Origin of the sequence: Kutzneria viridogrisea DSM 43870 (genome assembly GCF_000525635.1) — a bacterium.
In the GTDB taxonomy this organism is placed as follows: domain Bacteria; phylum Actinomycetota; class Actinomycetes; order Mycobacteriales; family Pseudonocardiaceae; genus Kutzneria; species Kutzneria viridogrisea.
On record NZ_CP007155.1, the window covers coordinates 5,185,195 to 5,207,740 of the forward strand.

At 71.7% G+C, this 22,546-nt stretch carries 20 protein-coding genes; 11 read left to right on the top strand and 9 right to left on the bottom strand.

Translation table 11 applies throughout. From position 1 onward, the window contains the following. Window positions 1-39: 39 nt before the first annotated feature. The gene (locus KALB_RS22905; protein WP_025358046.1) at window positions 40-1,152 is read left to right on the top strand and encodes a carboxylate-amine ligase; all 1,113 of its coding nucleotides are present in this window, start codon (window positions 40-42) and stop codon (window positions 1,150-1,152) included. On the opposite strand, the gene KALB_RS22910 is transcribed toward KALB_RS22905, so the two are convergent. Beyond that, complete coding sequence (locus tag KALB_RS22910) at window positions 1,122-2,189, bottom strand: DNA alkylation repair protein (protein ID WP_025358047.1); 1,068 nt, start codon at window positions 2,187-2,189, stop codon at window positions 1,122-1,124. The two genes, KALB_RS22905 and KALB_RS22910, sit on opposite strands and share 31 nt — an antisense overlap. Before the next feature lie 96 nt (window positions 2,190-2,285). Between KALB_RS22910 and KALB_RS22915 the strand changes: the two genes are divergently transcribed. From KALB_RS22915 to KALB_RS22925, 3 genes are read left to right on the top strand one after another with little or no spacing between them, the layout of a single operon-like run. Next, on the top strand, window positions 2,286-3,059 hold the full coding sequence (locus KALB_RS22915) for a VOC family protein (protein WP_025358048.1): 774 nt from the start codon (window positions 2,286-2,288) through the stop codon (window positions 3,057-3,059). A gap of 6 nt (window positions 3,060-3,065) precedes the next feature. Further along, window positions 3,066-3,902 carry a class I SAM-dependent methyltransferase gene (locus tag KALB_RS22920; protein WP_025358049.1) on the top strand — a complete coding sequence of 279 codons (837 nt, stop codon included), beginning with the start codon at window positions 3,066-3,068 and terminating at the stop codon, window positions 3,900-3,902. Between the two features lie 35 nt (window positions 3,903-3,937). After that, a complete protein-coding gene (locus KALB_RS22925) occupies window positions 3,938-4,810 on the top strand; it encodes a polysaccharide deacetylase family protein (protein ID WP_025358050.1) in 873 nt (290 codons plus the stop codon). Here KALB_RS22925 and KALB_RS22930 read toward each other — a convergent pair. After that, a complete protein-coding gene (locus KALB_RS22930; protein ID WP_025358051.1) occupies window positions 4,796-5,737 on the bottom strand; it encodes a TIGR03564 family F420-dependent LLM class oxidoreductase in 942 nt (313 codons plus the stop codon). The two genes, KALB_RS22925 and KALB_RS22930, sit on opposite strands and share 15 nt — an antisense overlap. A gap of 112 nt (window positions 5,738-5,849) precedes the next feature. On the opposite strand from KALB_RS22930, the gene KALB_RS22935 reads away from it, so the two are divergent. Continuing rightward, on the top strand, window positions 5,850-6,779 hold the full coding sequence (locus KALB_RS22935; RefSeq protein ID WP_236649992.1) for a zinc-binding dehydrogenase: 930 nt from the start codon (window positions 5,850-5,852) through the stop codon (window positions 6,777-6,779). A gap of 4 nt (window positions 6,780-6,783) precedes the next feature. On the opposite strand, the gene KALB_RS47675 is transcribed toward KALB_RS22935, so the two are convergent. The 3 genes from KALB_RS47675 to KALB_RS22945 form a co-directional block, all read right to left on the bottom strand. Further along, window positions 6,784-6,936: a hypothetical protein gene (locus tag KALB_RS47675; RefSeq protein ID WP_158510787.1), complete on the bottom strand. Its 153-nt coding sequence runs from the start codon at window positions 6,934-6,936 to the stop codon at window positions 6,784-6,786. Between the two features lie 42 nt (window positions 6,937-6,978). Further along, window positions 6,979-7,485, bottom strand: a complete 507-nt coding sequence (locus KALB_RS22940; RefSeq protein ID WP_236649993.1) for a hypothetical protein — start codon at window positions 7,483-7,485, stop codon at window positions 6,979-6,981. Window positions 7,486-7,755: 270 nt separating this feature from the next. Then, window positions 7,756-8,412: a class I SAM-dependent DNA methyltransferase gene (locus tag KALB_RS22945; protein WP_025358054.1), complete on the bottom strand. Its 657-nt coding sequence runs from the start codon at window positions 8,410-8,412 to the stop codon at window positions 7,756-7,758. A 169-nt stretch (window positions 8,413-8,581) separates the two neighbouring features. Here KALB_RS22945 and efeU point away from each other — a divergent pair, with 169 nt between their 5' ends. Together efeU and efeB are read left to right on the top strand one after the other, a co-directional pair. Continuing rightward, window positions 8,582-10,576 (top strand): iron uptake transporter permease EfeU, encoded by a 1,995-nt coding sequence (gene efeU, locus KALB_RS22950; RefSeq protein WP_025358055.1) that lies wholly within the window; start codon window positions 8,582-8,584, stop codon window positions 10,574-10,576. Between the two features lie 14 nt (window positions 10,577-10,590). Further along, complete coding sequence (gene efeB, locus KALB_RS22955) at window positions 10,591-11,808, top strand: iron uptake transporter deferrochelatase/peroxidase subunit (protein ID WP_025358056.1); 1,218 nt, start codon at window positions 10,591-10,593, stop codon at window positions 11,806-11,808. Here efeB and KALB_RS22960 read toward each other — a convergent pair. The 3 genes from KALB_RS22960 to KALB_RS22970 are packed head-to-tail and all read right to left on the bottom strand — an operon-like array spanning window position 11,784 to window position 13,619. Continuing rightward, entirely contained in the window at window positions 11,784-12,656 is an 873-nt protein-coding gene (locus tag KALB_RS22960; protein WP_025358057.1) for a M56 family metallopeptidase, read from the bottom strand. The genes efeB and KALB_RS22960 overlap by 25 nt on opposite strands. Beyond that, window positions 12,653-13,018 carry a BlaI/MecI/CopY family transcriptional regulator gene (locus KALB_RS22965; protein WP_025358058.1) on the bottom strand — a complete coding sequence of 122 codons (366 nt, stop codon included), beginning with the start codon at window positions 13,016-13,018 and terminating at the stop codon, window positions 12,653-12,655. The genes KALB_RS22960 and KALB_RS22965 overlap by 4 nt, the downstream gene beginning before the upstream one ends. Window positions 13,019-13,028: 10 nt before the next feature. Further along, entirely contained in the window at window positions 13,029-13,619 is a 591-nt protein-coding gene (locus tag KALB_RS22970) for a TetR/AcrR family transcriptional regulator (protein WP_025358059.1), read from the bottom strand. A 72-nt stretch (window positions 13,620-13,691) separates the two neighbouring features. Between KALB_RS22970 and KALB_RS22975 the strand changes: the two genes are divergently transcribed. Further along, complete coding sequence (locus KALB_RS22975; RefSeq protein ID WP_025358060.1) at window positions 13,692-14,096, top strand: DUF4345 domain-containing protein; 405 nt, start codon at window positions 13,692-13,694, stop codon at window positions 14,094-14,096. Between the two features lie 95 nt (window positions 14,097-14,191). On the opposite strand, the gene KALB_RS22980 is transcribed toward KALB_RS22975, so the two are convergent. Next, window positions 14,192-18,547: a HAMP domain-containing protein gene (locus tag KALB_RS22980; RefSeq protein WP_042220692.1), complete on the bottom strand. Its 4,356-nt coding sequence runs from the start codon at window positions 18,545-18,547 to the stop codon at window positions 14,192-14,194. A gap of 101 nt (window positions 18,548-18,648) precedes the next feature. On the opposite strand from KALB_RS22980, the gene KALB_RS22985 reads away from it, so the two are divergent. The 3 genes from KALB_RS22985 to KALB_RS22990 all read left to right on the top strand — a co-directional run bounded on the left by KALB_RS22985 (window position 18,649) and on the right by KALB_RS22990 (window position 22,542). Continuing rightward, the gene (locus KALB_RS22985; protein WP_042220694.1) at window positions 18,649-20,781 is read left to right on the top strand and encodes a PP2C family protein-serine/threonine phosphatase; all 2,133 of its coding nucleotides are present in this window, start codon (window positions 18,649-18,651) and stop codon (window positions 20,779-20,781) included. Between the two features lie 50 nt (window positions 20,782-20,831). Then, window positions 20,832-20,999: a hypothetical protein gene (locus KALB_RS47680; RefSeq protein WP_158510788.1), complete on the top strand. Its 168-nt coding sequence runs from the start codon at window positions 20,832-20,834 to the stop codon at window positions 20,997-20,999. A 235-nt stretch (window positions 21,000-21,234) separates the two neighbouring features. Further along, the gene (locus tag KALB_RS22990) at window positions 21,235-22,542 is read left to right on the top strand and encodes a glycosyltransferase 87 family protein (RefSeq protein ID WP_025358063.1); all 1,308 of its coding nucleotides are present in this window, start codon (window positions 21,235-21,237) and stop codon (window positions 22,540-22,542) included. Window positions 22,543-22,546: the final 4 nt, after the last annotated feature.

The following is a 22,546-nucleotide window of genomic DNA, read 5'->3' on the forward strand; positions in this document are numbered from 1 at the left end:
CCGTGTGCCCGGTTTGACCGACCGGGCGCACGGGCACCCGTGCTCGTGAACGCGGTGACCTTCGGGGTCGAAGAGGAATTCCTCGTCGTGGACGGGCAGGGACATCTGTCCTACCTCGGCGAGGAACTGGCCGCTGGCCAGGACAAACACGAGGGCGAGTTGCACCGCGAGCTCTCCCGCTGCCAGGTGGAGTCGGCGACCGGGGTGTGCACGATGGCCGACGAGGTCCGCGCCCAGCTGACCGACCTGCGCCGCAGGCTGGCCGAACGCGCACACGCCCGTGGTCTGCGCCTGGTGCCCTCCGGCACGCCGCTGCTGCCCGAGCGGGCGTGGCCCGATGTCACGCCCGAGTCGCGCTACCTGCACATCGCCGAGCAGTTCGGGCCGATCATGACCGCGGGCAGCACCTGCGGCTGCCACGTGCACGTGGCGGTACCGGACCGGGCGACCGGGGTCGCGGTCAGCAACCAGCTGCGGCCCTGGCTGCCCACCCTGCTGGCGATCACCGCCAACTCCCCGCTCAGCCGGGGCACCGACACCGCGTACGCCAGTTGGCGGCACGTGCTGTGGTCGCGCTGGCCCTCGGCGGGTCCGCCACCGCTGTTCGACTCGCTGGACCACTACGAGCACAGCGTGGACGCGCTGCTGCGCTGCGGGGCGATGGTGGACGACCACATGGTGTACTGGGACATCCGGCTGTCCGCGCAGCACCCCACCCTGGAGTTCCGGCCCTGCGACGTGGCGGTGACCGCCGAGCACGCCGCGCTGCTCGCGGTGCTGGTGCGCGGGCTGGTGGGCCGCGCCGTGCACGACCTCGCCGACGGCCGTCCCGCCCCGCGGCTGCCCCACGAGGTGTTGCGGGCACACCTGTGGCGAGCCGCGCGCGACGGCATGACGGGGCAGCTCGCCCACCCGGCAACCGGCGACCTCGTGCCCGCGCACGAGCAGGCGCTGCACCTGGTGGGGCACATCCGCCCGGCGTTGCGGGGCAGCGGGGACCTGGACTTCGTGCGCGAGCAGCTCGCGGACCTGCGCGAGCACGGTGGCGGGGCCGAGCGGCAGCGCCGAACACACGCCCGCCGCGGCCGGATCGAGGACGTGGTGGACGGGCTGGTGACCGGTCAGCTGAGCGTGAAGGAGACCGCCTCGTAGGCAGTTCCGTTGACCTGCAACGAGATCGTGTGCTCGCCCGGGTAGTAGACGCGGGTGGAGATCGGCCTGAACGAGTGCGAGCGCGTCACCGCCACCGAGGCCCCGGGGTCCAGCACTCGGGTGGTCAGCTTGAACACCTTGGGGCTCAGGGTGCCGTTGGCCTTGCGGTGGCCGATCACGTAGTCAACGGCCAGGCGCACGCTCTCGGCGGTGGTGTTGGTGAGGCTGAAGCTGAAGTCCAGCCTGCCGCCCATGGCGACCTCGGCGGCGACCAGTTCGGGACCGGTGACGGTCAGGCCGGTCACCGGGCGGAAGCCCAGCAGGGCCAACGCTTCGGGGTCGCCCTGCTTGACCAGGGTGCGCAGCGCGTGCCGGACCACCGCCGGGCTGGTGTCCTGCCAGCGGCCCGCGGTGCGCACCGCCAGCGCGGGGTCGCCGCGACTGATGTCGTTGAGGTGGTTGGCCACCGACCGGCGCACGTACTCCGACTCGTCGGCGTGCAGCGCGTCCAGGACCGGCACCGTGCACTCCGGGCGGTCCAGGATCGCGCGGACCCGCCGGGCCCAGGGCAGTCGCGGGCGGGTGCCCTCACTGGCCAGCCGCCGCACGTGCTCGTCGGGGTGCCCGGTCCACTCCAGGGCCCTGGCCAGGCCGCGGTCCAGGTTGGCGTCCAGGAAGGTGCGGATCGCGAACTCGGCGGTCAGCCGGGGCGTGAGCGCCGCGAGCAGGTCCATGCCCGCGTCGAAGGAGTCGGGCAGCGCCCTGCGGGCCACGGCCTCGGTCACCGGCCAGATCATCCACCCGGTGAACTCCGGGTCGGCCAGCGCCGTGCGCAGCAGGGCGTCCACCTCGGCGTAGCGCTCGGGCAGGTCGGCGAGCAGTGCGTCGCGCACCAGCTGACCGCGTTCGCTGAAACTGGTCCCGGGCAACGCCCGCACGCTGCGTCGTACGGCGGTCGGGGTGCGGCCCGCGCGGCGCAGGCACCGGGCGAGCCCGGTCACCGCCTCGGCGCTGAGCATCTCGTCCGCGGTCGGCATGGTGGCACCAGCATCCCAGTCCAGCTCGCGGAGTTCGCCCGCAGGGTGCCAGACTCGCACCCGCCACAGTGGCCGCCACCGCAGAGGAGACGCACAGTGTTGAGCACGGACTTCGTCATCGGCGCACCGAGTTGGCTCGACCTCGGCAGCCCGGACATCCCCGCCACGGCCGCGTTCTACGGCGCGACCTTCGGCTGGGAGTTCCAGTCCGCCGGACCCGAGGCGGGCGGGTACGGCTTCCTTCAGTACCAGGGCCGTGCGGTGGCCGCGATCGGCTCGCTGGACGACGGGGCCAGCTCGGCGTGGACGGTGTACTTCCACACCACCGACGCCGAGGCCACCACCAAGGCCGCCGAGCAGGCCGGTGCCACGGTCCGCGTCGAGGCGTTCGACGTGATGGACGCCGGGCGGATGAGCTGCCTGACCGATCCCGCGGGCGCCGAGTTCGCGCTGTGGCAGCCGGTGGCCTTCCCTGGCCTGCAAGCCACCTGGGAGGAGAACACCCTGTTCTGGGTGGAGCTGCACACCGCCGACCCGGCTGCCGCGCAACAGTTCTACGGCTCGCTGTTCGGCTGGCGCACGCAGCACATGGACGTGCCCGGCATGACCTACACCGTGCTGTCCACCGCCGAGGGTGACGTACAGGACGCCAGCTTCGGCGGCATCGCACCCAACGCGGGCGAGCGGTCCCGGTGGGTCCCGTACATCCACGTGTCCGGGGTGGACGCCACGGTGGACCGGGCGCAGGCCGCGGGCGGCTCGGTGGTGATGCCCGCCAGCGAGGTGCCCGAGGTGGGCCGGATGGCCTGGCTGGCCGACCCGTTCGGCGCGGTGTTCGCGGTGATGACCCCGAACCCGCGGCAGGGCTGACCGCGCGTGCGGATCGATCCGTCCAATGTGGAGCAGCTGAGGGCGTGGGACGGGGCGGACGGCGAGTTCTGGGCCGCCCGCGCCCGGCGCCTGGACGAGGGCGTCGCGGCCTACCAGGGACACCTGCTGGCGGCGGCGGGGATCGAGCGGGCCGACCGGGTGCTGGACGTGGGCTGCGGCAGCGGGCAGACCACCCGTGACGCCGCACGGCGGGCGGGTGCGGGCTCGGCGCTGGGTGTGGACCTGTCCGCGCGGATGATCGACCTGGCCAGGCGGCTGGCCGCGGACGAGCAGCTGGCCAACCTGTCCTTCGAGCAGGCCGACGCCCAACTGCACCCGTTCCCGCAGGGGCAGTTCGACCTGGTGGTCAGCCGCAGCGGGGCCATGTTCTTCGGGGACCCGCCCACCGCGTTCGGCAACCTCGCGCGCGCACTGCGTCCCGGCGGGCGGCTGGCCCTGATGGCCTGGCAACCCTTGGCGCACAACGAATGGCTGAGTTCCTTCCGGGCGGCCCTGGACGCCGGGCGGGACCTGGCCCCGCCGCCACCGGTGGGACCCGGCCCGTTCGGCCTGAGCGAGCCGGACCGGGTGCGTGCGCTGCTGACCTCCGCCGGGTTCACCGAGGTGCGGATCACCGGACTGAGTGAGCAGATGTACTTCGGCCGCGACACCGAGGACGCGTTCGGGTTCGTCTCCGGGCAGTTCGGCTGGATGGTCCGCGACCTGGACCCACCGCACCGGGACCGCGCGCTGGACACCCTGCGGGCGGTCCTGGCCGAGCATCGGACCGACCGCGGTGTGTTGTTCGACTCGGCGACGTGGATCATCCAGGCCCGGACTTGACCTTCACATCAGTGTGAGGGTTTGAGCATGGGCGCATGGACAACGCACTGTTCGACTACAGCCCGATCACCGAGCGCCCGCCGGTCCAGTGGCCCGGCGGCGCTCGGGTGGCGTTCTACGTGGGGCTCAACGTGGAGCACTACCAGGTGGACCTGCCCTCCACCAGCATCTTCGCCGGCACCTCGGCGCTCAAGCCCGACCCGCTGAACTACGGCTGGCGCGACTACGGGCCCCGGGTCGGCATCTGGCGGGTGATCGAGAGCCTGGACCGGCACGGCCTGCGCGCCAGCGTGCTGCTCAACTCCGATGTCTGCGCCCGGTACCCGCAGATCATCCAGGCGGGCCTGGCCCGGGACTGGGCGTGGCTGGCGCACGGCAGGAACAACTCGATCCTGCACGCCGACATGTCCGTGGAGCAGGAACGCGCCTACCTCGCGGAGGTCGTGGGCACGATCGAGCGGGCCACCGGCCGCAGGCCGCGCGGCTGGATGGGCCCCGGGTTGACCGAGACCTTCCAGACGCCCGCCCTGCTGGCCGAACTGGGCCTGGACTACGTGCTCGACTGGTGCAACGACGACCAGCCGTACCCGCTGACCGTGCCGGGGATGCTGAGCGTGCCCTACTCGATCGAGGTCAACGACATCAGCCTGTTCGTCGGCAAGAGCCTGAGCGGGCCCGAGTTCGTGCGGATCGTCAAGGACCAGTTCGACCAGTTGTACGCCGACTCGGCCGACAGCGGCCGGGTGATGGCACTGGCCCTGCACCCGTTCGTCGTGGGCCAGCCGTTCCGGCACAAGTACCTCGACCAGGCCCTGGAACACATCGCCAACCACCCCGGCGTGTGGCTGACCACCAGCGACGAGATCGCCGCCCACTACGCGGGCGTGAGGCGGTCAGCCCCGCGCTGACAACTCGCCGGCCAGCCGCCAGGTTCGCTGCTGGGCGAGGGGGCCGCCGAGGCCGGTCTGGGTCAGGACCACCTCGGTGGCCCCTGCCTCGAAGTACTGCCGAATCCCCTTGGCGACCGCCTCCTCGTCACCGATCAGCGCCAGGTCGGCGGCCCGCTCGGCACCGGACAGGGCGATGACGCGCTGGTAGGACGGGATCCGTTCGTACAGGGCCATCGCGGAGTTGGAGGCCTCGCGGACGGCAGCGGTGTCCTCGGTGACCACGGCGGCGACGAGGGCCACCACGCGGGGACGTGGGCGACCGGCCGCCTCGGCCGCGGCGGTGAGGGTCGGCACGATGTGCTCGCCAAGCGCCCGTGGCCCGGCGAGGAAGGGCAGGGTGCCCTCGGCCAGTTCGCCGGTGGCCCGCAACGCCTGCGGGCCCATCGCGGCGACCAGGACGGGCACGCTGGGCCTGGCCCCGGCCAGCCCGGCGGGCAGCGGTGTGACGGCGGTGATCGTCTCACCGCGCAGGTCCGCCGAGCCGGTGTCGAAGATCGAGCGCAGCACGTGCAGGAACTCCCGCAGCCGCTTGATCGGCCGCTCGTTGTCCACGCCGAAGGCCGGGCCGAGCAGACCGGCGGCGCCAAGCGCGATGCCCAGCGTGTAGCGGCCGTGCGTCGCCGCCTGCGCGGTCTGGGCCTGTGCCGCCAGCAGGATGGGGTGCCGCCCCAGGATCGGCACCGCCGCGGTCCCCACCCGCAGGTCCGGTACTTCCCGTCCGACCAGCCCGGCCAGGTCGATGCCGTCGTAGTCGAACCGCTGGCCGAACCAGACCGAGCCCAGACCGGCCTCCCGTGCCGCGCGGGCCTGGGCCACCACCTCGTCCACCGCGTTGACCCCACCGGCCTCGACCGAACTGGGCTGCAAGCTCACACCGATCGTCATACCTGTGCCGACACCTCGCGGACCCGAACTGTTCCGCGTCCCAGCAAGTGGGAACCGGTGGCCTTGACCTCAAGTTAGGTCGAGGTTCGAGACTGGGCCCATGCGAGCGATCATGGCTACTCGATTCGGCGACCCGTCCGTGCTGGAACTGGTCGACCTGCCCACCCCGGAGCCCGCGGCCGGTGAGTTCCGGGTGAATGTGGCGGTGGCCGGGGTGGGCTGGCTGGACACGGCGCTGCGCACGGGGCACGGCCCCGCGGTGTTCCCGGTACGCCCGCCCTACGTGCCCGGCGGTGGTGTGGCGGGCACGGTCGACGCGGTCGGCCCGGGGGTGGACGTGGGCTGGCTGGGCGCACGCGTGGTCACCAGGGCGGCCGGTGGCGGGTACGCCGACACGGCGATCGCCAGGCCGGAGCAGAGCTACCTGGTGCCGCCGGGACTGGACCTGCGCGATGCCGTCGCGCTGCTGGACGACGGCAGCACGGCGCTCGCCCTGCTGGAGCGGACCCCCGTGCACCGCGGCGACCGGGTCCTGATCGCACCGGGGGTCGGCGGGCTGGGCAACCTGCTGGTGCAACTGGTCCTCGCCGAGGGCGCCACCGCGATCGCCGGTGTGCGCGGCCCGGAGAAGGCCGCCATCGCAAAGGAACTCGGCGCCGAGGTCCTCGACTACTCGGTCCCGGACTGGGCCAGTGCGGTGCCCGCGCTGGACGTGGTGTTCGAGGGCATCGGCGGCACCGTGGGCGCCGCGGCGGCGGGCCTGCTCCGCGAGGGCGGCCGGTTCTCCGGGTACGGCATGACCAGCGGGGCCGAGACGGCGCTGGACGAGTCGGACCGGCGGCGGCTGACCGTGGTGGACATGGCGCAGCTGCCCGAGTTCTGGCCGGAGACCCCGCGCCGGGTGAGGCGGGTGCTGGACCTGGCCGCGGCGGGGCGGCTGCGGCCCGTGATCGGCCGCACCTATCCGCTGGCCCAGGCCGCCGCCGCGCACGCCGACATCGAGGCTAGGCGTTTCCTTGGCAAGAGCCTGCTGCTGGTCTGAGCGCCTACACCTTGTGCGGCACGCGGGCAGGGGCGTGGTTCCTGAGCTGTGCTCGCCTGCCCACGCAGGCGAGCAACAGCACGACGCAGACAGCCAGCACGGGGTGGCCAGCGGCAGCGCCGAGCGCGGCCGCGACTACCCACACCACCTGTCTCATGGCGGAAGGTTAGCGGGAAGTCACGGCCACGCCCATCGGATTTCAGATGCCGAGCACCGACTTGGCCGTGGTCCAGTCGGTGAGCATCGCGTGCTGGGCCGCGCTCAACGTGGCCTGCCCCGCGCAGACCGCCTTCTTCACGGCGTTCTCCACCGAGTCCTTGCTGTAGGAGTTCTTGTCCCCGCTGTGCGGTTCCGGCCACAGGTTGCGCGGATCACGAGGCGCCCCACCCAGTTCCAGCGGCAGGAAGTGGTCCTCCTCGTAGTCGGACATGTTCGTGTCGGAGTAGCCGTAGTCCGCGATGCCCTGCTTCTTCAGGGCGTTGGTGTACGAGGTCGGCGGACGCACGGTGGCGGTCCAGCCGGACACGCAGATCGTGGAGTTGATGGTTGCCTGCGTGACGTCCGGGTTCGTGGCGCCCGGGGTGCAGTGCGGGTCGGGCAGCGGCAGGTACGAGGTCGAGCAGGACGCGGCGGGCGCCGTGGGTGCGGCGATGGCGGTCGCGGCGGGCAGGGTGGCCACCGCCGCCCCCACCGCCACACCGATCACGAGAAAACGGTTGAAGGACAAGGAAAAGGACATGTCACGCCTTTCGGATCGGGGCCAGGGATGATCCGAGGGGCACGCTAGGCAGGTCACGGGTCCGTTGTGAACCGCCAAGCATTCACAGGGGCCGTACGACTGTGAAGACCAGTCCAGGGTTCATCGGGCGTTCAACTCCAGGAGTGCACGCGGACATCGTTGGTGCGCAACAATCTGGTCGGCCTCACCCGGTACGGCGAGGCCAGCACCACTGTGCACGGTCCGCGAGGAGCACACTCAGGCACCGCACTCCACCGACCGCTGAGGCTTGCGCGCCAACAGGAATCCCTGCGGCCCCGCCTCGTGTTCCTCGGGTTCGCGCAGCAGCCGGGCGACCTCGACCAGCCCGGCCCGCCGCGCCAACCCCACGACCTGGTCCAGCGGCAGCCAGTAGACGTCCAGCGCCAGGTCGTGGCCGTAGGCGTGCGCGAGCTGCCGCCGCTCGTCCCCGGCCTTGAACGCCAGCAGGATGTGCCCGCCCGGGGCCAGCACCCGGTGGAACTCGGCGAACAGCACCGGCAACAACTCCGGCGGCGTGTGGATGATCGAGTACCAGGCGATCGCGCCGCCCAGCGAGCCCTCCGCCAGGTCGAGGGCGTTCATCGAGCCCACCTCGAACCGCAGCCCCTGGTGTCGCTCGCGGGCCACGGCGATCATCCGCGGGGACAGGTCGATGCCGAACGCGTCCAGCCCCAGCGAGTGCAGGTGGGCGGTCACCCGGCCCGGGCCGCAGCCGAGGTCCGCGACGGGACCGCTCACGAGTTCGGCGAAGGCCGCCAACATGGCGCGGTCCAACGGCTTGGTCTGGAGCTCGGCGCGCAGCAGCTCCTCGTAGTCGACGGCCACCGTGTCGTAGGAATCCCTGGTGGTACTGAGGTAATCGGGCTCGGTCACGCACAGGACCGTAGTCGATCAAGCTGACGCACGGCACCGCATGATCACCAGCAGCAGGGCCGTTGCTCCGGCCAGGTGCCAATCGAGCGCACCCCTTCCCGCACTACTACAAATATGTAGTATAGGCTTGCCTCAGTGAGGTGAGGCTTGCCGAACAGATGGAGTTGCGGTGTGGGCTGACGGTGTGCCGAACCTGGTCATCGGCCTGAGAGAGGGCCTGGAGATCGGACTGGTGGTCAGCATCCTGCTGGCCGCGGTGCGCAAGGCCGCCCCCGGCCGGTCCACCGCGCCGATCTGGCTCGGCGTGCTCGCCGCCGCCCTGCTCTCGCTGGGGTTCGGGGCCGTGCTGGCCTTCTCCCGCGCCGAGCTGACGCTGACCGCCCAGGCGGTGTTCGGCGGCCTGCTCAGCCTGGCCGCGGTCGGCCTGGTCACCTGGATGATCTTCTGGATGCGGCGCACGGCACGCGGGCTGTCCGCCGAACTCCGCGAGCAGGTCGGCCAAGCGCTCAGCGTGGGCACCGGGGCACTCGCGCTGACCGCTTTCCTCGCCGTGGCAAGGGAAGGGCTGGAGACGGCCCTGTTCCTGTGGACCACGGTGCAGGCCTCCGGCGACACCGTGGCACCGCTGGTCGGCGCCGCGATCGGCCTGGCCGTGGCCCTGCTGCTGTGCTGGCTGATCGTGCGCAGCAGCGTGCGGCTCAACCTCGGCGCCTTCTTCTCCCGCACGGCGGTCCTGCTCGTGGTCATCGCCGCCGGGGTGCTGGCCTACGGGCTCGGCGAGTTGCAGACCGCCGGGATCATCCCGGGCCGCAACTGGCTGGCCTTCGACCTGTCCACGGTGCTGTCCACCGACAGCTGGTGGGTCTCGCTGATCAGCGGGATCACCAACCTCTCGCCCCGCATGACGGTGCTGCAGGTCGCCACCTACCTCGCCTACGCCGCGATCGTGCTCTACGCCCTGCTGCGACGCCCCTCCGCAGAACACTCCACTGTGGACAAGGCAGAGCCGGTGGCCCGCAAGCCGTTGCCGCGCTGGGTGTACGTCGGCGCGGCGGTCGGTGTGCCGGTGCTGGCCGTCGGCGCCTTCGCCCTGCTGACGAGTTCCTCGGAGGCGAGCACGAACCAGCAGGTCACCGTGACGGCCACCGGGTGCGCCAGCGACTGGACCGGCACCGCGGCGGGCCGGTCCACGATCACGGTGCTGAACAAGTCCGGGCACGGCGGGGAGATCTACCTGATCCGCTCCACCGACGGGGCCGTGATCGGCGAGATCGAGGGGCTCGGCCCGGGCACGAAGCGGTCGATCACCGTGGACCTCACTCCGGGCCAGTACGCCTGGCGCTGCCTGGTGCCCGGCGAACTGGACCAGGTCTCCCCCGCCGCCTCGGTCAACGGCGGTTCCGGGCAGGCGGCGGTCCCCGCGGTGGTTCCGGTGTCCGAAAAGGACCTGCAAGGCCCGACCGAGTCCTACACCGCCTACGTGGCGGACAAACTGACCGCGCTGGCCACCCAAACCGACCAGTTGCGGGCGAGGCTGGCCGCCGGTGATCTGGACGGGGCGAAGGCGGCCTGGCTGACCGCACAGCTCACCTGGCAGCGCATCGGCGCCGCCTACGGCAGTTTCGAGGACCTGGGCAACGCCATCGCGGGGCTGCCACAGGGCTTGCCGGAGGGCACGGCCGACCCCGGCTTCACCGGCCTGCACCGGGTCGAGTTCGGGCTCTGGCACGGACAGGGTGCGGCCGAGCTGACCCCGATCGCGGCCAAGCTGCACGAGGACGTCCTGGCCCTGCAACAGAAGTTGCCGACGATCAAGACCGATGTGAAGGACCTGCCGCTGCGGGCGCACGAGATCCTGGAGGACTCGCTGCGCCGGGGCCTGATGGGCCTGTCCGACCAGGGCGCCGGTGCGGCCTACGCGGAGACCGCCGCCGACGTGGAGGCCACCAACGCCGTGCTGGACCGGCTGGCCGACCTGCTCACCGCCCGCCGCCCCGACCTGCTGCCCAAGGCCCGTGCGCAGCTGTCCGAACTGGCCGAGTCCTTGCAGGGCAGGACGAACAGCGCGCCGCTGGCCGATCGGCAGCGGGTGCAGTCCCGGCTCGGTGCCGCGCTGGAGACCCTGTCGGCCATCCCCACCCTGCTCGAAGTCCGCGCCGCCTGAAGGAGATCACTGTCATGTCGTTGAGCAGGCGCAGATTCCTGCAGGGCACCGGCGCCGGAGTTGCCGGTACCGCGCTGGCCGGCGGCCTGGTCGCCGTCGGTGCGCGCGCCGACGCCGCCGGTACCGCACCGTCCACAGTGGAGTCCTACCCGTTCCACGGCCCGCACCAGGCCGGGGTCTTCACCGCTCTCCAGCCCGCGGCCACCTTCGCGGCCTTCGACGTGACGGCCAAGGACAGGGCCGGACTGGTCGAGCTGTTCAAGGCGCTCACGGTGCGGGCCCGGTTCCTCACCGCCGGGGGCACGCCGCCCGACCTCGGGGTCGGCTCGCCGCCCTCGGACAGCGCGGTGCTCGGCCCCACCGTGCCCGCCGACGGGCTCACCGTCACCGTCTCCGTGGGCGCCGCCCTGTTCGACGACCGGTTCGGTCTGGCCGCGCGCAAGCCCGCGCGGTTGAGCGCCATGCGGACCTTCCCCGACGACGCCCTGGACCCCGCCTGGTGCCACGGGGACCTGATGGTGCAGGTCTGCGCGAACAACGCCGACACCGTGCACCACGCGCTGCGCGACATCGCCAAGAGCACCCGGGACTGGATGCAGCCGCGCTACCGGCTGGACGGCTTCGCCTCCCCGCCACGGCCCAGCGGCACCCCACGCAACCTGCTGGGGTTCAAGGACGGCATCGTCAACCCCAAGGCCGCCGAGGGCGACGCACTGGTGTGGGTGCCCGCGGGCGGCCCGGAACCGGCCTGGACCGCGGGCGGCACGTACCAGGTGGTGCGGCTGATCAAGATGCTGGTGGAGTTCTGGGACCGGATCTCCATCAGCGAGCAGGAGCGCATGTTCGGCCGCCGCCGCGACAGCGGTGCCCCGCTGGACGGCAGCGCCGAGTTCGACAACCCGGACTATGCCAAGGACCCGGAGGGCAAGGTCATCCCGCTGGACTCGCACATCCGGCTGGCCAACCCGCGCACCGCCAAGACCGAGCCCAGCCGGATCCTGCGCAGGCCGTTCAACTACGACCGCGGCTTCGAGGTCAACGGCAACCTGGACGCCGGGCTGATCTTCTGCTGCTTCCAGCAGGACATCGCCAGGCAGTTCGAGGCCGTGCAGGAACGGCTCAATGGCGAGCCGCTGACCGACTACGTCAAGCCCTTCGGCGGCGGCTACTTCTTCGTGCTGCCCGGGGTCCGGGACAACAACGACCACTACGCCAGCGGGCTGCTCGCCTGAACCGTCACCTCGTGCAGGTCCACCGCGGCGTCGGTGACCAGCGCGAGCGCGAGCCCGAGCAGCAGCAGGGCCAGCACCGCCCAGATCCCGGCTCGTGGCGCGGGCCCGGTGTCCAGCAAGGCCTTGACCCGGCGCGGCACCGGCCCGGTCGCGGCGGCCAGGGCCACCGGCGAGCCCCAGCTCGCGCCCAGCCCGACCAGCGCCGCCTTGGCCACCGCGTGGGCGACCGCCCGCCGGTCGCCGACCTGCTCGGCGGCGGCCTCGTCGGCGGACCGTTCCACGGCGTAGCGGATGGCCGCCCGCAGCGGGCTCACCAGCGGGTTCACCGCGGCGGCGAGATCACCGGCGATGACGAGCCGGTGGTGCCTGCCGACCAGGTGTGCCCGCTCGTGGGCCAACAGCGCGCGCCGTCCGGTGGCGTCCAGCGCGCGCAACATGCCCGAGGACACGACGACCCGACCCGGGCGGCCCGGCACGGCACAGGCGAAGGCCCGCTCCTCGGCCAGCACCTGTAGATCACCGTGCACCGCGCTGCCCCGCAACGCCTTCGCGCACCGGGCCAGCGCCCGGCCACGATCCACGGCGACCACGGCCAACCGCCCCAGCAGGACCACCAGCACCACGCAGGCGGCACCACCGGGCACCAGCGGGACGGCCCCGACCACCACCGCCACGGCGAGGGCCGTCAGCGCCCCGGTGCTGGCCAGGGCCGCCAGCAGCGCGACGGCCACCAGCACGCGACTGGCCCGGCGCGGGTGCACCCGCGCCGAAAGCCGTTGGGACACCGGGACGGCCACCAGTGACAAGAGCAGCGCGGCGGCCAGGTCGAGGTACAGGTCAGTGCTCATCCGCCCTCCCCCAACAGCTGGCGCAACACCTGCTCGTCGTGCTCGGACAACTCCGAGACGAAGCGGGCCAGCACCACCTGTCGGTCCACTTCGGACTCCAGCACCTGCCGCATCCGCCGCGCCGCCATGCCGGGCTCGTCGGTCACCGGCCGGTACGCGTAGGCCCTGCCGACGGGCACGCGGCTGAGCACTCCCTTGGCGTGCAACCGGGACAACGCCGTGACCACCGTGGTGTAGGCCAGTCCCGACCCCAGCGCGCCCAGCACCTGGTTCGCCGTCAGCGCCTCGTCCGCCGCCCACAGCGCGGCCAGGACCTCGGCCTCCAGCTCGCCGTGCCCACGCCGCTGCCGCTCAGCATCCACGGGCTCGAATCTACAGCTGTTCGAGGTCGATGACGGCCCCGAGCGCGCCCAGCAGTGCCCCGACGCACATCTCGCGCAGTTCGGTGCGGGAGAACGCCTCGGCGCTCAGCCAGTCCACGCAGAGCGCGCGCACGAACACCAACCAGCTCATCAGCGCGGCCGACACCACCTCCCTGGCGTGGTCGGTCAGCCCCGTGGCGTCGAGCATCCGTCCCCGCAGCACGCCCAATTCGTCGGTGATGATCGCCTGGATCACCGGGTCGCCGACCAGTTCCCGGTTCGCGGCGAGCACGGCGTGCCGGTTGGCCTCGAAGTAGTCGATGTGTGCGTCCAGGGCCGCCCGCACCTGCTGCACGATCGGCCCGGCCGGGTCGATCTCCGACTGGGCCAGCAGCCGGTCGGCGGCCTGCTGGTAGATCCCGGCGAACAGGTCGCGCTTGCCGGGGAAGTGGCGGTACAGCAGGGCCCGCGAGACCCCCGCCCGTTCCGCCACCTCCTCCATGAGCACCTCCTCGTACGGCTTGGCCGCGAACATGCGCGCGCCGACCTCGAGCAGTTGCTCGCGGCGCGCTGCGGGGCTGAGCCTGCGGCGAGTGGTCACCGGGACACGCTACTTGACACGTGTCCACCCCGTTAGTAGACACGTATCTACTAAAACTCCAGGGGGCGAACCATGGCCGCACTGTTGAAATGGCTCATGCTGATCATGGGCATCGCCTGTGCCGCGATCGGCGCGTACCACCTCGTGCTTGGCATCGACTCGATACCGGGCGAGACCACGGCCGGTGCCACGGTCGACAGCCGGGAACGGTTCTACAACGCGATCTTCCTCGGCTTCGGGCTGGCCTGGGTCTGGGCCGCCCGCCAGTCGCCCATCCCGGCCTGGGCCGTACGCTGGCTCGCGGGCATCTTCCTACTCGGCGGCCTGGGCCGACTGCTGTCCCTGGTCGTACACGGCACGCCGCACTGGTTCCAGGTGCCGCTCACGGTGCTCGAACTCGTCCTGCCGCCGGTCTTCTTCTGGCTGGCCACCGCCGACGAACGGGCTCAGAACCGGACCTCGGCCAGCACACGGTAGCGCCACTAACGCCGACTGCCAACACCGCCGTGAAGGTGGCTTTCACTGCGCCCAGCGCAGTGAAAGCCACCTTCACGGCACACCCGGGCGGGCCCTCAGCGGGTGGCGCGCAGCCAGCGCCGCATGCAGTCCAGCAGCTCGTCCACGTCCACCGGCTTGGTCACGTAGTCGCTGGCGCCCGAGGCGAGGCTCTTCTCCCGGTCGCCCTGCATGGCCTTGGCGGTCACCGCGATGATCGGCAGCTCGGCGAAGCGCGGCATCTCCCGGATCGCCGCGGTGGTGGCGTAACCGTCCAGCTCGGGCATCATCACGTCCATCAGGATCAGGTCCACCGGTTCGTCCCCGAGCAGCAGCTCGATCCCCTTGCGCCCGTTGGGGGCGTGCAGCACGGTGAGCCCGGCCAGCTCCAGCGCGCCCGCGATGGCGAACACGTTGCGCACGTCGTCGTCCACGACCAGCACCCGGCGACCGGCCAACTCCTCCCCCGTCGGTTCGGGACCGGCGAGCAGCTCGCCGAGACCGGACCGCACATCGTCCACAGTGGACAGGATCTGCACGGGAAGGCGCTGCGCGTCCAGCAGTCGGCGCTGCGCGGGGCTCAGCTCGCGGGTGGCGTGCGCCAGCACTGGAACCCCTTGTGCCACGGGTGATTCAGCCAATCGCTTGAGCAGGGTCAGCGCGCGGGCGTCAGGCAGGCTCAGGTCGACCAGCACCGCGGTGCACGGGCCGCCCGCGACCAGCCGCACGGCCTCGTCGGGCGTGGTCACCGCCGCGACGCCCACCGGGCGGGCCGACTGGGCGGCCACGGCCTTGGCCAACAGCCCCAGCACCCCGTCCTTCTCCGCCTCGACCACGACCAGCCGCTGGCGCCCGTCCCCGCCCTCCGGCTCGGCGGCCACCACCCGGCCGGGACGCGGCTCGACCACGTCCTCGGCGGCGAGCGTGGTCGGCAGGTGCAGGGTGAAGGTGCTGCCCACTCCCAGTTCGCTCTCCGCGCGGATCTCCCCACCCAGCAGGTAGGCCACCTCGCGGCTGATGGACAGGCCGAGCCCGGTGCCGCCGTAGCGCCTGCTGGTGGTGCCGTCGGCCTGCTGGAAAGCGCCGAAGATCGCGTCCAGGTTGCCCTCGGCGATGCCGATCCCGGTGTCGCGCACGCTGAACACCACGGTGTCCGCGCAGGCGCGCACGGTCAGCTCCACCCGGCCGGACTCGGTGAACTTCACCGCGTTGGACAGCAGGTTGCGCAGCACCTGGCGCAGCCGCGGCTCGTCGGTGACCAGCTCCTCGGGCACCGTGTCGGCCACGTGCACCCCGAAGCCCAGGCCCTTCTCCGCGGTCAGCGGCTGGAAGGTGGACCGCACGTAGTCCAGCAGCTCGCGCAGCCGGAACCGCTCCGGGTGGATGTCCATCTTGCCCGCCTCGACCTTGGACAGGTCCAGGATGTCGTCGATGAGCTGGAGCAGGTCGGTGCCAGCCGAGTGGATGACGTTGGCGTACTCCACCTGCTTGCCGGTGAGGTTGCGCCCCGGGTTCTGCGCCAGCAGCCTGGCCAGGATCAGCAGGCTGTTCAGCGGGGTGCGCAGCTCGTGGGACATGTTGGCCAGGAACTCCGACTTGTACTTCGAGGCCAGCGCCAACTGCTGGGCCCGCTCCTCGATCTCCCGCCGGGCCTGCTCGATCTCGACGTTCTTGACCTCGATGTCCCGGTTCTGCCTGGCCAGCTCGGCGTTGGAGCGGCGCAGCTCGGCCTGCTGCTCCTGCAACTCCCCCGAGCGGGCCTGCAGTTCCCTGGTCAGCCGCTGGGACTCCGCGAGCAGCGAGTCGGTGCGCACGTTGGCGATGATCGTGTTGACGTTGACCCCGATGGTCTCCATCAGCTGTTCCAGGAAGTCCTTGCGCACCGGGGTGAACGGTCCGAAGGAGGCCAGTTCGATCACGCCGAGCGCGGCGTCCTCGAACACGATCGGCAGCACGATCAGGTGCGCCGGATCGGCGGAGCCCAGGCTGGAGGAGATCGTCAGGTAGTCCGCGGGAATGCGGTCCAGCACGATCGGCTTGCGGGTACGCGCGACCTGCCCGACCAGGGACTGGCCCAGGTCGAAGCGCTGCGGCAGCGCCCCGTCGGCGTGTCTGCCGTAGGCGGCGACCAGCACCAGGTGCTCGCCGTGCTCGTCGGAGCCGGTCAGGTAGAACGTGCCGTGCAGCGCACCCACCAGCGGGGTGAGCTCGTTCATGATCAGCTCGCCGACGGTGCGCAGGTCCCGGTGGCCCTGCATGAGCCCGGACATCCTGGCCAGGTTGGTGTTGAGCCAGTCCTGGTCCTGGTTGGACCGGGTGGACTCGCGCAGGGAGTGCACCATGGCGTTGATGTTGTCCTTGAGCTCGGCCACCTCGCCCTGGGCCTCCACCGAGATGGACCGGGTCAGGTCCCCGGTGGCCACGGCGCTGGTCACCTCGGCGATCGCCCGCACCTGCCTGGTGAGGTTGCCCGCCAGCTCGTTGACGTTCTCGGTCAGCCGCTTCCAGGTGCCCGACACGCCCTCCACCTCGGCCTGACCGCCCAGGCGGCCCTCGCTGCCCACCTCCCGGGCCACCCGGGTCACCTCGGCCGCGAACGAGGACAGCTGGTCCACCATCGTGTTGATCGTGGTCTTGAGCTCCAGGATCTCCCCGCGCGCGTCCACGTCGATCTTCTTGGACAGGTCGCCCTGGGCCACCGCCGTGGTCACCTGCGCGATGTTGCGGACCTGGCTGGTCAGGTTGTGCGCCATGGAGTTGACGTTGTCGGTCAGGTCCTTCCAGGTGCCCGCCACGTTGGGCACCCGCGCCTGGCCGCCCAGCACGCCCTCGTTGCCCACCTCGCGGGCCACCCGGGTCACCTCGTCGGCGAAGGCGGACAGGGTGTCCACCATGGTGTTGAGCGCCTGCGCCAGGGCGGCGACCTCGCCCTCCGCCTCGACGGTGATCTTGCGGGACAGGTCGCCCCTGGCCACCGCGCTGGCCACCTGGGCGATGGACCGCACCTGGCTGGTCAGGTTGGAGGCCATCACGTTGACGTTGTCGGTGAGGTCCTTCCAGGTGCCCGAGACCCCGCGCACGATCGCCTGGCCGCCCAGGTCCCCGTGCGTGCCCACGTCGCGGGCCACCCGCGTGACCTCGTCGGCGAAGGCGGAGAGCTGGTCCACCATCGTGTTGATCGTTTCCTTGAGCTCCAGGATCTCCCCGCGCGCGTCCACCCGGATCTTCTGCGTCAGGTCGCCCCTGGCCACCGCCGTGGTGACCTGGGCGATGGACCGCACCTGGTCGGTCAGGTTGTCGGCCATGACGTTCACCGACTCGGTCAGGCCCTTCCAGGTGCCCGACACGCCCTTCACGTCGGCCTGACCGCCCAGCCGCCCCTCGGTGCCGACCTCGCGGGCCACCCGGGTCACCTCGTCGGCGAAGGAGGACAACTGGTCCACCATCGTGTTGATCGTGCTCTTCAGCTCCAGGATCTCCCCGCGCGCATCCACCGTGATCTTCTGCGTCAGATCCCCCTTGGCCACCGCCGTGGCCACCTGGGCGATGGACCGCACCTGCGCGGTGAGGTTGCCCGCCATGAAGTTCACCGAGGTCGTCAGGTCCCGCCAGGTGCCGCCCACGCCGGGCACCTGGGCCTGGCCCCCGAGGCTGCCCTCGGTGCCGACCTCGCGGGCCACCCGGGTCACCTCGTCGGCGAAGGAGGACAACTGGTCCACCATCGTGTTGATCGTGCTCTTCAGCTCCAGGATCTCCCCGCGCGCATCCACCGTGATCTTCTGCGTCAGATCCCCCTTGGCCACCGCCGTGGTGACCTGCGCGATGTTGCGGACCTGGTTGGTCAGGTTGCCCGCCATGAAGTTCACCGAAGTGGTCAGGTCCCGCCAGGTGCCGCCGACCCCGGGCACCTGGGCCTGACCGCCCAACCGGCCCTCGCTGCCCACCTCCCGGGCCACCCGGGTCACCTCGGCCGCGAACGAGGACAACTGGTCCACCATCGTGTTGATGGTGTCCTTGAGCTCCAGCATCTCGCCCTTGACGTCCACGGTGATCTTCTGCGTCAGGTCCCCCTTGGCCACCGCCGTGGCCACCTCCGCGATGTCGCGCACCTGACCGGTCAGGTTGCCCGCCATGGCGTTCACCGAGTCGGTCAGGTCCTTCCAGGTCCCCGACACGCCCGGAACCGCGGCCTGGCCGCCCAGCTTGCCCTCGGTGCCCACCTCGCGGGCCACCCGTGTCACCTCCGAGGTGAACAGCGCGAGTTGGTCGACCATGCCGTTGAAGACATCGGCCATCTCGTCCATCAGCACGTCGTCCACCCGGGGCAGGCGTGTGCTGAAATCCCCGTCCCGTACCGCTTTGAGCCCCTCCAGCAGTTGCTGGAGACGCTCGTCGGCCATGCGCCGGGTGTGTGCGTTCTCGCCCTCAACCATCAACGCGCTCCCAAGAATGAGACCCGGTCGGAGAATCTACTGGTGCGCGGCGCGCTCGGGCAGGTGCGACAGGCTTGCCCCGTTGCTCCTACACTCGGCCGATGGCAGTGGACCGTGAGGTGCGCCGGCTCAACGAGGTGATCCGTTGCCAGCAGCGGGAACTGGTCCAGTTGCGCGCCGGTGCACAGGCCGAACTGGTGATGGCGCAGGCCAGGGGCGTGCTGTCCGAGCGGCTGGGCTGCGACGGACTGTGGGCGGCGGAGCACCTGGCGGCGCTGGCGCGCCGGGCCGGGGTGAGCCAACTGGAGCTCGCGGCCGAGGTGCTCGGCGGCCAGCCCGGCAGTGCCCAACTCGGCGGGGCCCAGGCGGGTGTGCGGCTGCGACTGGCCGAGGCCGGACTGCTCAGCGTCGAGCACGGTACCGGCATGGCGGCCACGGTGTTCACCGAGGTGCTCGCCCCGCTGGGTGCGACCGCGCTGGGCATCTGGGCCCTGCGGCCGGACGGGGCACTGCACCTGGTCGGGCAGCACGGCCTGGGCCCGGCCGAGGCCAGCCGCTGGCACCACCTGCCGCCACAACTGGACTCCTCGCACCAGTTGGCGGTGCGCACCGGGCGGGCGCTGTGGCTGGACCGCACCGTGCTGCCGCTGCAGACCGGGCGCCGGACGTTGGGCGTGCTGGAGGTCCGATGGCCCGAGGGGCGCACGCCGCAGCCGGGGCTGCGCGGTGAGCTGGTCGCGCTCGCCGAGTTGTGCGCGGGCACCCTGGCCATGGCCACCGAGGACGGCACCGACCCGGGCGGCCCCGAGTTCGCACTGCTCGACCAGCTGCTGGACCTGGTGCTGATCGCCCACGCCCAACGCGGGGAGGACGGCCAGGTCGCCGACTTCGTGGTGGACCACGTCAGCGCGGGCTTCGTCGACAGCGAGGGCCGCGGCGCCGATCAGCTCGTGGGCAGCTCGCTGCTGGCCAGCTACCCGCACCTGGCCGTCGCGGGCGGCCTGTTCGACAGCGCGGTGCAGGTGCTGGCCACCGGCCAGGCACAGCGCCTGGACGGCCACGCGCTGACCGACGGGTCGGTGGTGGACGTGCGCATCGCACGGCTGTTCGACGGGGTAGCCGTCACCTGGCGGCCCGGGGACCGGCAGGCGGACCTGCTGGCCCACGCGCAGCGGCTGGCCAGGGTCGGCGGCTGGCGGCAGGACCTGGCGACCGGCGAGGTGCGCTGGACCGCCGAGATGGCCGAGTTGCTCGACACGAGCCGTCCCCGGCCGCTCAACGAGGTGGCCGAGCACGACGTGCAGGCCCTGGACCGGCTGTTCAACGCCGCCATCGCGCAGCGCAGGGCGGCGACCGCCGTGCTACGGCGCAGCGGGGCCGACGGCACGGTCCGCCACCTGCGGGTCTTCGCCGAGCCCGCGCTCGGGGCGGCGGGCGAGGTGGCGGCGGTGCACGGGGCGGTGCAGGACGTCACCGCGCAGTACCACCCCGAGTACGTGCTCTCGGCCACCGAGGACCAGCTCACCGAGCAGCGGCGGCTCGCGCTGCGCCTGCAACACGCGATCATCCCGCCCAGCCCGCACCGGATCCAGGTGGACTCCGTGGAGGTGGCCGTGCGGTACCGGCCGGCCGGACACGAGCACCTGGTCGGCGGGGACTGGTACGACGTGGTGCGGTTGCCCGACGGCCGGGTGCTGCTCGTGGTCGGGGACATGGCCGGGCACGGCATCGGCGTGGTCACCGGCATGATCTCCATGCGCAACGCCCTGCGCGGGCTCGCGGTGACCGGGGAGTCGCCCGCCAGGCTGCTGCACTGGCTGAACATCGCCGCGCAGGAACTGTCCGAGCGGGTGAACGGCACCGTGGTGTGCGGGCGCTACGACCCCGACACCGGCGAACTGCTGTGGGCTCGCGCCGGGCACCTGCCGCCACTGCTGATACGCGACGGGGCCTGCACCGTGCTGCCGCTGCCCCGCGGCGCCATGCTCGGCGCCTTCACCGAATCCGTGTACGAGGAGACCTCGACTCCGCTGCGCGAGGGCGATGTGCTGGTCATGTACACCGACGGCCTGGTCGAGCGACCGGGCGCCGACCTGGACGAGTCCATCGACCAGTTGGCCGCCACCGCCGGGCGCACCGTCGGCGACATCGAGCGCTACGCCGACGACCTGCTCGACCACGCCGACCTCAACACCCGCGACGACACCTGCCTGCTGGCGCTGCGCATCGGCTGAGACCGCCGCTGGGCAGGTGTAGCCCGTGGACCGGCGGGTATCCGCAGCTCATGACGATTCCACCGATAGAGCCCGAACCGCAGCCCGACGAGGAGCGGCCGATTGGTGACCCGCACTTCGGGGCGCCCGAGCCGCTGCACGGGTCGGGCCCGGGCGGGCCGGACATCGAGGAGCCGCCGCTGGACGACCCCGAGGACGAGTACCCGAGGCAGGACTGATGCGTGTCCTCGCCGAGGGCCCAGGTTTCAGTGTCACACGATCGGGTGCAGTTCTGCGTCGAGGCCGAGAGCATCCAGCAATGCGAGGTGACACTCACCGGCCCCGAGTTGGCCAGGGAGAGGGCGGTGACCGCGGACGGTAGCCCTTCTGCTGTCCCGGGTCAGACCAAAGTAGGAGACACGCCGATACCAGGAAACGATGTTCGACCACCCCAGGACTACCTACCCTCCTGCAATGCGGATCTGGTGGCTTGCGGGGGTGCTGATCACGGTGGTCACCGCCGTGGTGGTCGGCCTGGGCATCAGCGGGCTGATCGACCTGCAGGTCTACCGGGCGGGCGGCTGGTCCTGGATACACGGGGTGGAGCTGTACGGCCCCGGTTTCCCCAGCCCGGTGCCCGGTCCGCACGTGCCCGACATCGACTCCCCGCTGCCCTTCACCTACCCGCCGGTGGCCGCCGTGGTCTTCGCCCCGCTGGCCTGGGCCTCCTGGCCGGTCAGCATCGTGGTGATCACCCTGGCGGGCCTGCTCGCGCTCAGCGGCAGCACCCTGCTGATCGCGCGGGAACTGGGCCGTCCCGCCGCGTGCGGGCTGCTCGCGGCCACCCTCGGCCTGCTGACCGGCCCGGTGCGCGAGACGCTCATGCTCGGCCAGGTCAACCTGCTGCTGATGGCCCTGGTCCTGGTGGACTGCCTGCTGCCGGTGCGTCGCTGGCCGCGCGGGCTGCTGGTCGGCCTCGCCGCCGCGATCAAGCTGACCCCGGCCGTGTTCGTCCTGTACTTCCTGGCGCGCAAGGACTGGCGCGCGGCACTGACCTCGGTCGGCTCGTTCCTGGTCGCCACGCTGGTCGGCTGGCTGGCCGCGCCCGAGGACAGCCTGCGCTACTGGACCGCCACCCTGTTCGACTCCACGCGCATCGGCAGGCCCGAGTACAGCGCCAACCAGTCCCTGCGCGGGGCACTGCACCGCCTTGGGCTACCCGATCTGGTGGAGACCTCGCTGTGGATCGGCTTGATCGCCGCGGTGCTGGTGGTCGCGTGGATCGCCATGCGCAAGGTGGACCGGCTCACCGCTCTGCTCGTGGCCGCCGCGGTCGCGCTGCTGTGCTCGCCGGTGTCCTGGTCGCACCACTGGGTCTGGGTACTGCCCGCGCTGATGATCGGCTGGTACCGCGGCGGCAACCGCTGGGCCCTTGGCCTGGTGACCGCCGTGTTCCTGATCGGTCCACAGTGGATGCTGCCCACCTTCTACGGCAGGGAGTTCGCCTGGAGCTGGTGGCAGCACCTGCTCGGGGACAGCTTCGTGTTGGTGGGGCTGGGTTTCATCGCCTGGGCGGCCACCCGGCCACGGTCCACACCGGACAGTCCGAGGATCGTCCTGGACCTGGGGCCAGCAGTCCGACGCCTGTCGGGCAGCGGGGTCGCGCCCGTGGGCCGCGAGGACCCAGGGCACTCCGATGCGCTCGTTCACCCTCCGGTCCGGGTGGGCGAGTCGCCCAGCACGGCCGGGTCGGACCGGAACCCGGCCGCCTCCGGCACCTGACCTC

What these genes read in the sequence shown, in the direction of transcription:
- KALB_RS22910 (WP_025358047.1), bottom strand. Translation starts at nt 2,189, where the DNA reads ATGCCGACCGCGGACGAGATGCTCAGCGCCGAGGCGGTGACCGGGCTC.
- KALB_RS22925 (WP_025358050.1), top strand. Translation starts at nt 3,938, where the DNA reads ATGGACAACGCACTGTTCGACTACAGCCCGATCACCGAGCGCCCGCCG.
- KALB_RS22930 (WP_025358051.1), bottom strand. Translation starts at nt 5,737, where the DNA reads ATGACGATCGGTGTGAGCTTGCAGCCCAGTTCGGTCGAGGCCGGTGGG.
- KALB_RS22935 (WP_236649992.1), top strand. Translation starts at nt 5,850, where the DNA reads ATGGCTACTCGATTCGGCGACCCGTCCGTGCTGGAACTGGTCGACCTG.
- KALB_RS47675 (WP_158510787.1), bottom strand. Translation starts at nt 6,936, where the DNA reads ATGAGACAGGTGGTGTGGGTAGTCGCGGCCGCGCTCGGCGCTGCCGCT.
- efeB (WP_025358056.1), top strand. Translation starts at nt 10,591, where the DNA reads ATGTCGTTGAGCAGGCGCAGATTCCTGCAGGGCACCGGCGCCGGAGTT.
- KALB_RS22960 (WP_025358057.1), bottom strand. Translation starts at nt 12,656, where the DNA reads ATGAGCACTGACCTGTACCTCGACCTGGCCGCCGCGCTGCTCTTGTCA.
- KALB_RS22975 (WP_025358060.1), top strand. Translation starts at nt 13,692, where the DNA reads ATGGCCGCACTGTTGAAATGGCTCATGCTGATCATGGGCATCGCCTGT.
- KALB_RS22980 (WP_042220692.1), bottom strand. Translation starts at nt 18,547, where the DNA reads ATGGTTGAGGGCGAGAACGCACACACCCGGCGCATGGCCGACGAGCGT.
- KALB_RS22985 (WP_042220694.1), top strand. Translation starts at nt 18,649, where the DNA reads ATGGCAGTGGACCGTGAGGTGCGCCGGCTCAACGAGGTGATCCGTTGC.
- KALB_RS47680 (WP_158510788.1), top strand. Translation starts at nt 20,832, where the DNA reads ATGACGATTCCACCGATAGAGCCCGAACCGCAGCCCGACGAGGAGCGG.
- KALB_RS22990 (WP_025358063.1), top strand. Translation starts at nt 21,235, where the DNA reads ATGCGGATCTGGTGGCTTGCGGGGGTGCTGATCACGGTGGTCACCGCC.